Genomic DNA, 14,396 nt, shown 5'->3' on the forward strand with positions numbered 1-14,396 from the left:
TGTACTATTTATCGGCTATGATTGAGGCGCGAGGCGAAAGGGGATAGTCTCGGCTACTCCCTAGAACGGCTACCGCGATCGCCTGTAGGTTTTGTCTGATGCATGAGGAAATGGCTCTATGGCACAGCGATCAGTCCGACTTCAGCAACAAACGACTGCCGATCCACTCAGCAGTTTGCGCTATTGGCTTGTTGGCAGCACTCTCTTAGCTGTTGTGGGGGTACTGGCCGATTTTCGACCGCTGCTGACCTCCCAGCCTGAGCCTGCAGTTGACACTGAAATTTGCCAGGAAGTGATTCATCCCGAATCTAGGTTGTCGCGCGATCGCCTCAGTCAGCTCCTTTCTATTCCAGAGCGTTCTAGCCGAGAAGCTGTGCAGCAGCTAATCGCAGCGCCTTTTTGCACTTTGCCACCGCTCACTGTTCGAGCCGGAGCAGTGGCCGAGCGCGAAGCTTATCCGCTGGAATTTGACCCCGGCACCTGGTTTATTCTGCTTTACGAAGAAGACGAATACGTCGGCTACGACTTTAGCTTTCGCCACTAATTCCTCGCTTAAAACGCTAATTGCTCAGGTCATTCGTTTTTGAGATAAGCCAGGTAGAAAATTTGCCCATGAAGCCAACCAACCGCGCTACTAAAGTAGGGGTTTTAACCACGCTGCTGGGGATGATTCCAGCCGCTGCTCAGGCAAAACTGCTAGATTTTTCAGTGGAGCCAGTGGCAGAGGCTGCCCCAGTCGTGAGTTTGCCCGTTGCAGTCGTTACCGCCGCTACCCCGCCCCCTAGCCCCAAGGCGGCTCCCTCAGCGCTGCTAGATTTTTCTCCGCCGCCTGCTGCTGCGCCGCTACCAACCCCCTCAGCCACTCATACTAACCCGCCAGCCATCCCGGCCACCGATATCAACCCACCAGTCGCTATCGGTAACCCTGCTCCCCTCCCTGTCCCAATGCTGCCGCCCGTATCTCAAACCACTGCTGAGGCACCCCTGCCTCCTCCCCCAGTAGTTCCTTCGCCCTTAGCCAGTACTGCCGATTTGGCCATCAATCCCCTCTTTGCGGGCGGTGCTCATTCTTTAGTTGCCAAAGCCATTGGTAGCGCCGAAGGTACCCGCACGCCAGAGGGACAGCGTACGGCAGCTTATTATGGACACGTTGATCCTGGAAATGGCGTCTGGAACCTGGGCAGCTTTTCCTATCAGCATGGAGCCACTTCGCCGGAAGAGGCCGACGCGAAACAACTGGCCCGCCTTCAACAACAAGCGGTTGAACTCAAGCGACAAGCGACCGAAAAAGCGCTGACCTTGTCGCTAGCTGAAGAACTCAATGGTTTGGATTTAGCCAATCAAGCACCACTAGCGGCGCTTGATCGAGGTTATGTCGTCTGGCTCAATCAAGCCAGACAGCTACACCTACCTGAATCAGAAGCCATTCTTTGGGCTAGAACCCGTTCGTTTTTAGACCCCGATACGGGTACCTGGAATGCGCCCGGACTGGGGAACAACGTTCATGACATCTCTCGCGATCAGGCGAGACGGCAGCAGGCGATCGCCCGCGCCATCGCCGTTCACCAGCAGTTCACCCCTCCCCTGCCCGCCTCTGCCAAAGCCCACCCAGCCAGCATCAGCTCTACGCCAACCGCTCAATCTTTCCCCGCCGAACCGCCCAATCTTAGGCTCCCGCTGGCTGAAAAAACAGAGAGTTCTCCTCTCTCTGCCGCCGAAAAGACCGAAGAATACGTCAATCAGTTTTTGCAACAAAACTATTAGCGAAGCGCTTCGACGCATCTGATAGAAGAAAGTGCCCTTCGGCAGGACAGCCCAAAAACTGATACAGCCCAACCCTAAGCCCCAGGCTGAATACGCCACCATAGCTGTTGAAGCCGATCTAGCTAAACGGGCTTCAGTGTTCCCTCGCCTCTGCACGACTATGCGCCGCCTCACTCTTCTAACAGCTTTGACCACTGCGGTTTTTAGCAGCTTTGCCTCGGCTGCTTTTGCCCAGCAGACTTTACCGCCTGTGCCGACCCTCCCTGGCCAAACAACTCCTTTAGCCAGTAGCGCGGCGGCAAGTCAGTATCAAGTTTTAGTTCCTATCAATGCAGCCACGCTGTTGCAGCAAGTTCGCCAGATTGAACCGGGTGCTTTTCAAACCACGGTTGCTGGTCGCTCTGCAATTCAGGTCGGTCTGTTTCAAGAGCAACGCTGGGCGATCGCTTTGCAGCAGCGCTTAGCCAGTGCCAGCCTCATGGCTGAGGTGCAGCAGCTACCAGCAGCCAATGGCACAGCCTATCAGGTTATTGTCCCGGTTCGGGCAGACGTGGTTCAGGCTCAGGTACGCACTATTGAACCGAGTGCTTTTCAAACCGTCGTCAATGGTCAAGCGATGATTCAGGCGGGCGTCTTTCGCGAACAGCGCTGGGCGATCGCCCTACAGCAAAAACTCGGCGCGGCCAATCTCACCAGTCAAATCGTTACCCTGGGCACTCCTATTGTGGCAGTGCCCGTTGTCGATCGCCCGCAAACGCCCCAATCGCAAGTTGTAATTGTGCTAGATCCTGGCCACGGAGGCAACGATCCAGGGGCAATCGGTATCAGCGGCTTGCAAGAAAAATCAGTGAATTTAGCGATCGCTCAGCGTGTCCAGCAAGTTTTGCAACAGCAGGGCATACAGGCCATTCTCACCCGTTCAGACGATCGCGAAGTTGACCTTGCTCCCCGCGTCACCCAGGCTGAGCGGTTAGACGCAGATGTGTTTGTTAGTATCCACGCCAATGCAATTAGCCTCAGCCGCCCGGATATCAATGGACTTGAAACCTACTACTACCAGAGCGGACGAGAACTGGCTGAATCTATTCACAGCAGCGTTCTCAACCAAAGCGATATACGCGATCGCGGTGTGCGGCAGGCTCGCTTTTACGTTTTGCGCAACACCTCTATGCCTGCCGTCTTAGTCGAGACAGGCTTTGTCACCGGACGAGAAGACGCCGAACGCTTTCGTGATGTCGCTGCGCGTAACCAGATTGCCGAAGCGATCGCCCAGGGGATTTTGAACTATGTTGAGCGATCGCGTTTAGGTGAGCGGGTTTAGTCGTTGAGGGCGTTGCCAGTTTCACCTTTAGCCCCTGGCTTGCGAACGGGTTTGTCACGATTAGCTGCCCATTTTTCGGCTTGAGCGGTGGCGATGGCGATCGCTCTAGATTCTTCATAGCCCTCCTCTAGCAAGGCATTGGCAATGTCAATTGCTTTGTGCCTTGCCTCGGTGGCGAGGTTTTTCATGGAAGTAGGGTAATCACGGTAAGTCCAAGGCATTAGGCTTCATCTTCAAACTCATCATCAACTGCTTCTACAGTAACTTCAGCCGTTGAGTCAGAGACACCTGCCCCAGGTTTGAGTTTTTCTCGCACCAGTTGCTCTACGGTTGCCGCTAAGTCCGGATCTTCCTGCAGTCGTTGAATGGTATTGTCTCGTCCCTGGCCAATATTGTCGCCTTCGTAGCTGTACCAGGCTCCTTTGCGAATAATAACGCCAGATTCTTCTGCCATATCTAGCAAACATCCCAAGCCAGAAATACCTTGGCCAAAAAGAATGTCAAATTCAGCAATACGAAAAGGAGGAGCGACTTTATTTTTAGCCACCTTGACTTTGGCTCGAATACCGTATTCTTCGCTGCCTTTTTTCAGAGTTTGAATTCGCCGAATATCTAAGCGGACGGAGGCATAGAACTTAAGCGCGTTGCCACCTGTTGTCGTTTCCGGGTTGCCGTAAACCACACCGATTTTTTGCCGAAGCTGGTTGAGAAAGATCACCGTACACTGCGATTTGCCAATGTTGCCTGTGATTTTCCGTAAAGCCTGACTCATCAAGCGAGCTTGCAAACCCATGTGCGAGTCGCCCATTTCGCCTTCAATTTCGGCTCGTGGTGTCAGAGCCGCCACTGAGTCCACCACTACCAGGTCAATAGCGGAAGATCGCACGAGCTGATCCACAATCTCCAGCGCCATTTCGCCCGTATCGGGCTGCGAAACTAGCAAGTCTTCAATATTGACGCCCAGCGCTGCTGCATAAATCGGATCTAGAGCATGTTCGGCGTCCACAAACGCGGCCACGCCACCTGTTTTCTGTATTTGGGCGATCGCGTGCAAGGCTAAGGTCGTTTTTCCTGAACTTTCTGGCCCATAGATTTCAATCACTCGACCCTTGGGCAAACCACCGCCCAAAGCCACATCTAAAGTAAGCGCCCCCGTCGGAATCATCGCCACTTGCATGCGGCTCGCTTCACCCAAACGCATGATCGAGCCTTTGCCGAAGTTGCGCTCAATCTGGGTCAAGACAGTGCCCAGCGCCTTTTGCTTTTCAGAAACGTCGCTTTTAGTTGCCATTGCTGCCTCAGAGCGAATTCACATTAGAGCAAGCTTCTGTGCAGGCTCATTCAGCCTGAGAAACCTGCCATTCAGCCAAAATTTTCTGCAATAGAGCCAGTATAGTACCTTTGCACTAATCTAGGTATAGGTATTGAGTGAAATTTACGCGGATTCAGCTAGCTGACCCATAGCCGAAGAGGCGATTTTAGCCTTAAGTCAGCTCCGACCAAAGCTCTAGAGTGCGCTGGATTGCAGGAGGTCTTAAATGGAGGCAAAAATTGTTCAGGTTCTGGCTTTTCCAGGCTGGATTGTAGGGATCAGCTATGCTTTAGAAACAGGTTATCGCTGCTGGGTGATTAACCCTGATTTTGCAGTTTTAGACGATGGTGAACACTACGCTACGAGCCAAGCCGCGATCGCTGCTGGACGGCTGCTCGTGAAGTATTCTCTGGAGTGCGAGGAGGGCATTGACGGAGAAGCTGGCCGATAAGTCAATGGCACAACCCGTTTTGGGCGCAGTTTTACCCATAGCTTAATCGTAACTTCACTAATTAATTAACTTTTGTAAAAGCAAAGCGCAGCAGCGAACTTCCTGGGACGCAGGGGTATCAATAAAACCAAGTCAAGGGACGTTACCGCAGATGAAAACAGCGAAGCGGAAAAAATCTACCTTCAGAAAAAGAAGTAGCTGGCTAGAGTATGGCGCTTTCTGTAGCCTCATTTTAGTCTGGACTTTTCTGGTCTTTTTAACCGTCAATGACCATCCCCTGCAAACGCTCAAGCAGGTTTTGTCTCATCCGACGGCGGTGCTGTTCTCTAAGCTGAGATAGCGCAAAGCCGATTTCTCTAGATTGCCAGCAACCGTTGAGCGGCCAAGGCTGATAGTGGTAAGTCCTCCTGAGCCTAAGTCAACCTGGGAAGTTGTTGCGAGATGTTACAGAGTAATAAGTAATTGAGGGGTCTGGGGTTTATCGTGCAGATAGGTAATATAAACCTTTAAGATGCCCCTCACTATAGGCCCAATGGCTACTCATGCTCTGGAAGCTCTACTTTGTGTTGGCGATCGCAACCTTTTTGATTTCGCTCCAAGCTTTTTTGACAGATGCATCCGTTTCCAAAGCAGACTGGCGCTATTGGTGTTTTCTGTTGCTGGTGGCGCTATTTGCCCCCATTACTTTGCCTTCCATTGTCAATCAAAAAATTAGAAGGGGTCTGCGGCGGGTATCTTCCAAACGCTCCTCAGACAACCCCCGCTCTTCTTTTGACCTTAAAAGCTTGACTCGTCTCCGGTAGAAGCAACCGTATTTGAGATCACGTCGGCACTCAGTTGCTCTACCACCTCCCAAGCAATTTCACACTCTTGCGTGATTTGAGCCGCCGGGGTACAAACAACCCGCGCTTGCCGTAGGGCTGCTTGCAAAGGGTGAGACAAGGGATCTTGCCAGTCTTGGCCGAGATTAAACTTCATGACAATGTCTGTAACGGATAAGACGCCAACGAGTCGGCGTTGCCCGCAGTCGCTAGCTTCTACTACGGGCGCACGCTGCAAGCCAGTTTCGGCAAATCGCTGGGCTGCGGCTTCAACGGTTAAATCAGCCGCAATCACAATGCAGGGTTGGCGCATAATTTCGCTTACCCTGACCTGCTCAGGCGGGTAGCCTTTAGCCATTACCTGATAGACAACATCGCGCTCGGTCAAAATGCCATAACTGCCCTGCGGTGCATCCGGTTCGACAATCAGAGAGCGGACTTTTTGATACTGCATCAAGGCGATCGCTTGCGCCACGGTAGCGCCAGGGCTAACCGTCAAAACCCGTTGAGTCATGATGTCAGAGACTTGCATAGTTTTCTCCTAATAGGGCGATCGCCTGGGTTGCACAGCAAAAATGAGCGCCAGTGCTAAGCCGCTGTAGACTGATCTTGGCCTCGTCGGGGCTGAATCAAGCCATAGCCGCCGTGGTTGCGCTCATAAACAACGTTGATCTCGTCAGTGTCTTGGTTGAGAAACACATAAAAGTCGTGATCGACTAGCTTGAGATTGTCAAGGGCAGTGGCAATCGTCATCGGCGGCATGGCAAAGTATTTGTTGCGCACGACATCAGCCGGAAGTTCTACCTGTCGCTGTGTGAGCTGTTCAGGCACCTGTTTTTCATGAAAAGCTGCCGCCGTTTTAACACTTGCCTGCACTTGATCTAGGCGACGACCTTTGAGCCGCCGTAGCTTGCGGGCAATTTTGTCAGCCACTAGGTCAATGCTGGCATAAAGGTTGTCGTGCCGTTCTTCGGCTCGTACCACCGTGCTATTGACGTAGAGCGTAATCTCGGTTGCTTGCCGAGCTGCAATGCGAGGGTTTTGAGCCAATGAAAGCACAACGTCAGCTTCGCTCACGAGATCTTGAAAAGGCCGAATGGCTTTGCCTATTTTTGCCTGCACGTACGCTTGCATAGCTTCAGTAACTTCAATATTTCTTCCTTGAACAACCAATTGCATAAGCCTTTCTCCCACAAAACATTTTTGCGTTGCCTAAGCCAGCACTTCTGCCTGCGTAGCGTTATCTTGCAAAGGTGACCCTTGCTTTTGCGGATGCACAATCAGCACCGAACAAGGGGCATGATGCATGACGTAGTTGCTCACGCTACCCAGTAGCAACTCCTTAAGCCCCGAACGACCCCGGCTACCCACCATAATTAGCGCCGCTTGCCAGCTCCGAGCAATATCGCAAATAGTTTTACCCGCACTGCCAGAGTTTTGGCTAAATTCGGTGCTCACACCTGCCTCAATTGCTGTTTGGGCTTGTTGTTTGAGCCAGGCTGTCATCTCTTCTTCGTAAACGTCCCACTGTTGGCGATAGCTCTGCCAAACGGTGTCATTCATGATCGGGTAGTAAGAAGCGTAGGGATGAACTGGCAGGTCGGGACTGCCTTCTTCATCGGTGGAAAGCACATGCACCAGCATTAAACTAGCGTTTGTGGCTTTTGCCAGGGCGATCGCTTGCGCTAAAACAGGTTTGCTGGCTTCTGAGCGATCGATTGCGACCAAAATCTTTTGAAACATACGACCTCTAAAATGAGTAGCAACAAATTTCCAGCCCGCCTATGCTGCGGTAGAAGCTGGCTCAGCCGTTTGGATGAATTCTGATTGCCGAGAGGGATGCACAATTAAAACTGAGCAAGGCGCATGGTGCATGACATAGTTACTGACGCTACCCAGCAGTAACTCGCTCAAGCCAGCCCGCTGCCGACTGCCGATCACAATCAAATCTGCTTGCCAGTTTTTGGCAAAGTCACAAATCGTCCGTCCTGGCTGACCAGAGATCTGATCATAATCAGCAGTGACCCCGGCTGAGCGGGCTGCTTCGGTTTCCCAACTCAGCCATTCTCGGTAGCGGTTCGAAAATTCTTGGCAAGTCTGGCGATAGTTTCGCCACAGCGATTCATCAAATTCAGAGTAATAAGGCAAACTGGGCAGCGCTGGCGTTTCTGGGTATCCTGGCTCGTTACCTGACAAAACATGTAAGAGCAGTAACTTAGCTTCTAGGGCTTTAGCCAAAGCGATCGCTTCTTGTAGCGCTACCTGACTGAGATCAGATTTATCCAAAGCGACTAAGATGCGTTTCATGATTTAACCTCCTTGAGAAAAGATAGGGAAGACAAAGACGGGCAGGCGTCCACCCTCTCCCCGTCTTTACCTTTACCCTTCGACTTCTGCCACCATTAGCCGTGTTTTCAACACCGAGTCGGGGTTAAGACTAATGGAGTCGATGCCTTGCTCAACTAGAAACTGAGCAAATTCTGGATAATCGCTGGGTGCTTGGCCACAAATGCCAATCTTGCGCTGATTTTGTTGGGCTTTGGCAATAACGTTGGCAATCATGGCTTTGACGCCTTCATTGCGCTCGTCAAAGAGATGGGCAACTAGGGCAGAATCGCGATCGAGGCCGAGCGTTAGCTGGGTTAAGTCGTTTGAGCCAATCGAGAAGCCATCAAATACCTGGCTAAACTGGTCAGCTAAAATCACGTTGTTAGGAATTTCACACATGACATAGACTTGCAGCCCATTTTCGCCGCGTCGTAAATCATGCTGAGCCATTTCTGCCAGCACTCGACGGCCTTCTTCGGGGGTACGGCAGAAAGGAATCATTGGAATTACGTTGGTCAGTCCCATTTGATTGCGTACTCGCTTGAGCGCCTGACATTCAAGCCCAAAAGCGGCTCGATATTGAGGGTCGTAGTAGCGAGAAGCCCCCCGCCAGCCAATCATCGGATTTTCTTCATTTGGCTCAAACTGGCGACCGCCTAAGAGATTGGCATATTCGTTGCTCTTGAAGTCTGAAAGGCGAACCACGACAGGCTTAGGATAAAAAGCAGCGGCAATCATGCCCATGCCAAAAGCCAACCTGTCTACGAAAAAGTCAGGCTTATGGTCGTAGAGGGCTGTCAGCCGATCTATTGCTTGCTTCACTGCGGGATCGTTCAACTGGTCAAAGTGCAGCAGCGCTAGTGGGTGAGTTTTAATGTGATTGGCAATGATGAACTCTAAACGCGCCAGCCCAACGCCATCACAGGGAATGGCCGCTAAGCCAAAGGCTTCTTCGGGATTACCCACATTCATCAAAATTTGAGTGCGCGTTGGCGGCAGGTTTTCGAGCTGAGTTTCCTCCACTGTAAACGGCACTAAACCTGCATAAACATGCCCTGCTTCACCTTCAGCGCAGGAAACCGTCACCGCCTGCCCCGTCGGCAAGCTGCGGGTGGCCTCTCCACAGCCGACGATCGCCGGAATGCCCATTTCTCGCGCAATAATAGCTGCGTGGCAGGTGCGTCCGCCCTGATTGGTGACGATCGCGGCGGCCTTTTTCATAATCGGTTCCCAGTCGGGGTCGGTTTTGTTCGTTACTAAAACTTCACCGGGTTGAAACTGGCCAATGTTGTGAACATCTAGAATCACCCGAGCTTGACCTTGACCGATCATTTCGCCCACGGCTCGCCCGGTTGCCAACAGCTTTAGCGGTTCTGAAGTCGCACCAAGGTGATAGGTTTTGAGGATTTGAGCTGACTTTTGCGATTGCACCGTTTCGGGTCGCGCTTGCACAATGAAAAGCTCACCGCTCTCGCCATCTTTGGCCCACTCAATATCCATTGGCGTATCCAGACCGCGCACTGCTGAGTAGTGATCTTCAATTACACAAGCCCAGCGAGCTAAGGTCAGAATGTCGTCGTCACTGAGGGCATAGCGATCGCGATCAGAAGGTGGCACCGAAACGTTTTTAGTCAGTTTGCTACCGCCAACGTCGTAGATCATTTTGATCTCTTTGCTACCCAATCTTTTTTCTAAAATGGGGCGATACCCTTGCTTAAGCGTTGGCTTAAACACAAAGTATTCATCGGGGTTGACGGCTCCCTGCACTACGTTTTCACCCAAACCATAGGCCGCAGTGATCAAGGCAGCATTTTTAAAGCCTGTCTCGGTATCAATCGAAAACATGACGCCAGAAGTGGCTAAATCGGAGCGCACCATTTTTTGCACCCCGACGGAGAGGGCTACGGTGAAGTGGTCGAAGCCTTTGAGGGTGCGATAAGAAATAGCGCGATCAGTAAATAAAGACGCAAAGCAGCGGTGGCAAGCGTCTAGAACCGCTTTAACACCGTGAACATTTAAGTAAGTTTCTTGCTGTCCGGCAAAGCTGGCATCGGGCAAATCTTCAGCCGTAGCACTAGAGCGCACCGCAACGTCAATATCGCTTGGACGGTGATAGCGATCGCACAACGCCAGATAGGCTTTCTCAATCTCTGCTTGGAGATCGGCAGGAAAAGGCGTATTGAGAATTAGCGATCGCGCCTGTCTGCCCCGCTGCCGCAAATTAGCTACATCCTCTACCTCTAAGTCAGCAAAAAGTTGGCGCAACTGAGCGTCTAGCCCAGCTTGCTGCACAAAGTAACGATAAGCATAGGCCGTTGTGGCAAAACCAGCCGGAACGTTAACCCCTTGAGGCGTCAACTGCTGAATCATTTCACCGAGAGAGGCATTTTTTCCTCCTACCAGAGGAATATCGTCAATGCCGACCGCGTCAAACCATAAAATAAAAGCTTTTTCCTTCGCTGTCTGGAGCGTGGGAGCGGTAATTGTGTGAACCATAACAACATCCTCTACCGCAGGGAAATTTAGTCAAGTCGGGAACAACCGATCGCTGATCCCTTCACTTATGGTTGTAGAGCAACATTGTGAGGAACTTATGAAGGCTGTAGGGGCAGAATTCGCCGCGTGTTTGCAAAAACTAAGCACTCTATGAGAAGTCCTTAAACCGTTTCTACTAACCTGGGCAGATCCGTATAGGCACTGATAGCATTAGCTTGAATGTGGGTTTCCTGTCTTAAGACTGCAACTAGCAGAGCGAATTCTTCCCAAACGTGTCATTAACAGCAGATTGCAACAGAGAGAAGTTTCTATGAAAGCCATGATTCTGGCAGCGGGCAAGGGCACCCGTGTGCGTCCAATTACTTACACGATTCCCAAGCCGATGATTCCGATTTTGCAGAAGCCCGTTATGGAATTTCTGCTTGAGCTGCTGCGCAATCACGGATTTGATCAAATCATGGTGAATGTCAGTCACCTGGCGCATGAAATTGAAGGCTATTTTCAAGATGGTCAGCGCTTTGGCGTCCAGCTAGCTTACTCTTTTGAAGGTTTTATTCAAGACGGGAAGCTAGTGGGTAAAGCCATTGGTTCGGCAGGTGGGATGAAGAAGATTCAGGACTTTTCCCCTTTCTTCGATGACACTTTTATCGTGCTTTGTGGTGATGCCCTGATTGACCTAGACTTAACTGAAGCTGTGCGCCAGCACCGAGAAAAAGGCTCGATTGCTACCATCGTGATGAAGTCGGTACCGCTGATGCAGGTGCCGAGCTATGGTGTAGTTGTGACGGATGACAATGGCCGGGTGCAGTCTTTCCAGGAAAAGCCTGCGGTTGAAGAAGCGCTAAGCACTAACATCAACACAGGTATCTATATATTTGAACCAGAAATTTTTGACTATATTCCTTCGGGTCAAGAGTTTGATATTGGTGGTGACTTATTTCCCAAACTGGTAGCAGCGGGAGCGCCTTTTTACGGCATCCGTATGGACTTTGAATGGGTTGATATTGGTAAAGTGCCCGACTACTGGCAGGCTATTCAAGATGTCCTGACGGGCAAGGTCAAAGGGGTAAAGATTCCGGGACAGGAAGTGAAGCCTGGTGTGTTTACGGGTCTTAATGTCAAAGTTAATTGGGACAAAGTCAATATTGAAGGGCCTGTCTTTATTGGCGGTATGGCTCATATCGAAGATGGGGCAACTATCATCGGCCCTAGCGCCATTGGCCGCAACTGCTGCATTTGCAACGGGGCTGTAGTGGACAAGAGCGTAATCTTTGAATATTCCCGCATTGGGCCTGGGGTGCGCTTAATTGACAAGCTGGTGTTTGGTCGCTATTGCGTGGATAAGCTAGGGGCTTCAATTGACATGCAGGCGGCGGCGCTAGACTGGTTGATTACAGATACTCGCCAGCCCATTCCGGCAGAGCCACCGTTAGAGCATAAGGCGATCGCGGAACTGTTAGAACAACACGCCGCCACTCCCTAAAGCCAAAGTTAGTAACCTATCAATATCGCCTGGTAGAGTCAGATCTACCGGGCGATCGCTTTTTAGAAAAGACTTAACAGCAAAGCGGACTTGGCTTGACTTAGCGATCGCCCTTTTGTTTATTCCAAAGAGGAATCAGTTGGAAAGATTATCGCTATAGTATTCATTAATCCTCGAAACCAGCGATCCGAAAACTATTCACAAATAAATTTAGGCTGCTACCTTATTACATCCGATTACTGGCGGAAAAGTAAAAGCCGAGTAAAAGTTCTCTGTTATGCCACTTCTTAAAAGAGACTGATCGAAAAAAAGTCATATAAGAAATTAGTAAAAATAATAAGATAAGCACTGGCTGTTCAGAAGTAAGTAATCGTGTCCGCAGTAAATTGATTAGAAGAACAATAGGTAAAAGTAAAAAGCAAAAGGATATATTCCTATACATTATATGATTAGCTAAGTATGATTCTGCGGTTATGACAGCTTGACTATTGCATTCCTTTAAATAAGCAGTCAACCGAGCATTAAGCCAGTCCAAATTTTTGGGAATTCCCACTTTTTCCTGCAGCAAAATCACTAGCTTATCTTCAAATTCAAGACTCGAAGCGGCTTGAGTCTCACCTGATTGCATAAGTAGAGTGCTTTTCTGCGAAATTATGCTGCCGAAATAGCTGTAATCCTGACGAAAAAATTTGCAGACTAACAAAAAATATTTCCATGTTATTCCCTGTATTGAGCCTCCTAATATATAGCTAAAAAATGCTATTAAAAGTGCTACTGGTATCGATAGATTGTTTTTGATAGCTAGAAATATATCTTGCAAGTTACTAAATGGATTGCAAATAAGAAATATAGCTAGAACAAGGGGAGATCCTCCAATAATAGAAGCAAAAATTTCGTAGGGGCCAAGGGCAAACTTAAGTTGTTCCATTGCCTTATTACAATTGTTTAAGGAAGCACGCTTTGCTTTGTATACCGCTTTACTCCAGCAGCCAACCAAATACTAGACCTACGCTCAAATTTAACTCGTTGGCAAAGGAAAGAACTAGCAGTTTTTGCTCTAAGTGATCAAACACTTCTGGTTGCTGCTTTGAAAGATATACAAAAACAGTTTGCTCATCTGGATCAATTAACCAGCCCATTTCAGTTCCGTGATTAAGGCAATGCAAAATATTTTTGGTTACTTTTGTTTGGCTCTGATCAGGTGACAAGATTTCAATAGCCCAATTGGGGGCTATTGAAAAGATATTAGCAACCTCACCCTTTTCGTCACGAGGAATTCTCTTACAAGTAAACACAGATACATCTGGAACCGTTGAGCGCCCACCAAACGTGCAACGCAGTTCTGAAAACGCTCGTGCAATTTTTTGAGGTTTAAGAACCCCATTGATAGTAGTAGACAACTCGGTTTGAATTGTACTGTGCTTTCCCTGTGGCATTGGCTTCTGGATGATCTGCCCATCAATGTACTCGCTGGCAGGCTTAGTTTCTGGCAGCTTCAGAAATTCTTCTAAAGCGATGGGTTTAGATGGAGACTGTACCATTTGAACTTCCTTGCAACAGGATAAGGCTTGTAACCAATTCTATAAGACAAGCGTGCCTAACGACTAAGATGAGCGGCGATGAACCATACTGAAACGAAGCAAGCAACTGATATCCGCCGCTCCATCGACTTGTTACCTGGCTCTACTAGAGATACAAAACTGTTCGTAAACCCTCATCTATTTCCTCCTGTAAGTAGTCTGGTAGCGAACCAATACGCTCAGCCAAAAACGTCTTATCGATCGTGAGAATTTGAGAGACATTTACAACGGAATCTCTCGACAAACCTGATACCCCACGCGGTAATAGTACATTGCCTGGTGCTTCCGCTAACCGAATATTTGAAGTGATGATAACGACGATAACAGTGCTAATCTGGCTCTGGGTAAAAGTATCATCCTGAATTACCAAGACGGGACGACGATATCCAGGTTCTGAGCCTACTGGATCGGGTAGGTTCGCCCACCAAATTTCTCCCCGATGCATTACCAATCTTCGTGGGGCAAAGACATAAACTGTATCCTTGCTATCACTGGATCGAGTTCAGAGGACTCTGTAGCGTAAACTTGGTTCAATTTGAGCAAGATTTGCTCACGGTTGTATTTTTTCAGGTAAGCCTGTATCGCTTTCGTGTAAAGCTCACTGCGTGACAGTCCTAATTGCTGCGCCAGTGCTTCCGCCTGTTCAAAGACTGCATCGGGAAGTGAAATTGCAGTTTTCATTGCAACCTAGCTTAAAATTCTATTCTTCGGTTATACCTCGGTTATACCAGCATTGCAAGAATGAGCGCCATTGAATACCAGCAGATAGCTTTTCAGTAAGTCTCAAGCAAAAAATAGAGCCAGCTAACTATTAATTAGAGGGAAAGTTTCCACCTAAGA

Annotated in this window: 18 protein-coding genes; 7 read left to right on the plus strand and 11 right to left on the minus strand. The window is 49.6% G+C overall.

From position 1 onward, the window contains the following. The first annotated feature begins 118 nt into the window (after positions 1–118). From ACTS3T_RS11945 to ACTS3T_RS11955, 3 genes are all read left to right on the plus strand, one after another. The gene (locus ACTS3T_RS11945) at positions 119–544 is read left to right on the plus strand and encodes a hypothetical protein (RefSeq protein ID WP_377960137.1); all 426 of its coding nucleotides are present in this window, start codon (positions 119–121) and stop codon (positions 542–544) included. 68 nt (positions 545–612) lie between these two features. Next, positions 613–1,764: a hypothetical protein gene (locus tag ACTS3T_RS11950; protein WP_462935020.1), complete on the plus strand. Its 1,152-nt coding sequence runs from the start codon at positions 613–615 to the stop codon at positions 1,762–1,764. A 160-nt stretch (positions 1,765–1,924) separates the two neighbouring features. Then, positions 1,925–3,085 (plus strand): N-acetylmuramoyl-L-alanine amidase family protein, encoded by a 1,161-nt coding sequence (locus ACTS3T_RS11955; protein ID WP_377960133.1) that lies wholly within the window; start codon positions 1,925–1,927, stop codon positions 3,083–3,085. Here ACTS3T_RS11955 and ACTS3T_RS11960 read toward each other — a convergent pair. After that, entirely contained in the window at positions 3,082–3,273 is a 192-nt protein-coding gene (locus tag ACTS3T_RS11960) for a DUF2188 domain-containing protein (protein WP_377960131.1), read from the minus strand. The two genes, ACTS3T_RS11955 and ACTS3T_RS11960, sit on opposite strands and share 4 nt — an antisense overlap. Before the next feature lie 32 nt (positions 3,274–3,305). After that, positions 3,306–4,376, minus strand: coding sequence for a recombinase RecA (recA, locus tag ACTS3T_RS11965; protein ID WP_377960129.1), 1,071 nt, complete (start codon positions 4,374–4,376; stop codon positions 3,306–3,308). 247 nt (positions 4,377–4,623) lie between these two features. Between recA and ACTS3T_RS11970 the strand changes: the two genes are divergently transcribed. The 3 genes from ACTS3T_RS11970 to ACTS3T_RS11980 all read left to right on the plus strand — a co-directional run bounded on the left by ACTS3T_RS11970 (position 4,624) and on the right by ACTS3T_RS11980 (position 5,651). Further along, positions 4,624–4,848, plus strand: coding sequence for a hypothetical protein (locus ACTS3T_RS11970; RefSeq protein WP_377960127.1), 225 nt, complete (start codon positions 4,624–4,626; stop codon positions 4,846–4,848). A 151-nt stretch (positions 4,849–4,999) separates the two neighbouring features. Next, complete coding sequence (locus tag ACTS3T_RS11975; protein ID WP_377960125.1) at positions 5,000–5,188, plus strand: hypothetical protein; 189 nt, start codon at positions 5,000–5,002, stop codon at positions 5,186–5,188. A gap of 202 nt (positions 5,189–5,390) precedes the next feature. Then, complete coding sequence (locus ACTS3T_RS11980) at positions 5,391–5,651, plus strand: hypothetical protein (protein ID WP_377960123.1); 261 nt, start codon at positions 5,391–5,393, stop codon at positions 5,649–5,651. Here the strand turns inward: ACTS3T_RS11980 and ACTS3T_RS11985 are convergent. From ACTS3T_RS11985 to ppsA, 5 genes are all read right to left on the minus strand, one after another. Continuing rightward, entirely contained in the window at positions 5,626–6,201 is a 576-nt protein-coding gene (locus ACTS3T_RS11985) for a CBS domain-containing protein (RefSeq protein ID WP_377960121.1), read from the minus strand. The two genes, ACTS3T_RS11980 and ACTS3T_RS11985, sit on opposite strands and share 26 nt — an antisense overlap. A 56-nt stretch (positions 6,202–6,257) precedes the next feature. Beyond that, complete coding sequence (gene hpf, locus ACTS3T_RS11990) at positions 6,258–6,848, minus strand: ribosome hibernation-promoting factor, HPF/YfiA family (protein ID WP_377960119.1); 591 nt, start codon at positions 6,846–6,848, stop codon at positions 6,258–6,260. A gap of 33 nt (positions 6,849–6,881) precedes the next feature. Next, complete coding sequence (locus tag ACTS3T_RS11995; protein ID WP_377960117.1) at positions 6,882–7,412, minus strand: universal stress protein; 531 nt, start codon at positions 7,410–7,412, stop codon at positions 6,882–6,884. A gap of 39 nt (positions 7,413–7,451) precedes the next feature. After that, positions 7,452–7,976: a universal stress protein gene (locus tag ACTS3T_RS12000; protein ID WP_377960115.1), complete on the minus strand. Its 525-nt coding sequence runs from the start codon at positions 7,974–7,976 to the stop codon at positions 7,452–7,454. A 72-nt stretch (positions 7,977–8,048) separates the two neighbouring features. Next, positions 8,049–10,493, minus strand: a complete 2,445-nt coding sequence (gene ppsA / locus ACTS3T_RS12005; RefSeq protein WP_377960113.1) for a phosphoenolpyruvate synthase — start codon at positions 10,491–10,493, stop codon at positions 8,049–8,051. Positions 10,494–10,803: 310 nt separating this feature from the next. Between ppsA and ACTS3T_RS12010 the strand changes: the two genes are divergently transcribed. Next, complete coding sequence (locus ACTS3T_RS12010) at positions 10,804–11,976, plus strand: sugar phosphate nucleotidyltransferase (RefSeq protein WP_377960111.1); 1,173 nt, start codon at positions 10,804–10,806, stop codon at positions 11,974–11,976. Between the two features lie 226 nt (positions 11,977–12,202). Here ACTS3T_RS12010 and ACTS3T_RS12015 read toward each other — a convergent pair whose 3' ends face one another. The 4 genes from ACTS3T_RS12015 to ACTS3T_RS12030 form a co-directional block, all read right to left on the minus strand. Further along, positions 12,203–12,904 (minus strand): hypothetical protein, encoded by a 702-nt coding sequence (locus ACTS3T_RS12015; protein WP_377960109.1) that lies wholly within the window; start codon positions 12,902–12,904, stop codon positions 12,203–12,205. A gap of 49 nt (positions 12,905–12,953) precedes the next feature. After that, positions 12,954–13,517 (minus strand): Uma2 family endonuclease, encoded by a 564-nt coding sequence (locus tag ACTS3T_RS12020; protein ID WP_377960107.1) that lies wholly within the window; start codon positions 13,515–13,517, stop codon positions 12,954–12,956. A gap of 145 nt (positions 13,518–13,662) precedes the next feature. Continuing rightward, positions 13,663–14,001, minus strand: a complete 339-nt coding sequence (locus ACTS3T_RS12025) for a type II toxin-antitoxin system PemK/MazF family toxin (RefSeq protein WP_377960183.1) — start codon at positions 13,999–14,001, stop codon at positions 13,663–13,665. Continuing rightward, positions 14,001–14,237, minus strand: coding sequence for a hypothetical protein (locus ACTS3T_RS12030; RefSeq protein ID WP_377960105.1), 237 nt, complete (start codon positions 14,235–14,237; stop codon positions 14,001–14,003). Before ACTS3T_RS12030 ends, ACTS3T_RS12025 begins: the two co-directional genes overlap by 1 nt. Positions 14,238–14,396 lie beyond the last annotated feature (159 nt).

Source organism: Almyronema sp. (assembly GCF_052168255.1).
GTDB lineage: Bacteria > Cyanobacteriota > Cyanobacteriia > Phormidesmidales > Phormidesmidaceae > Sphaerothrix > Sphaerothrix epifaneia.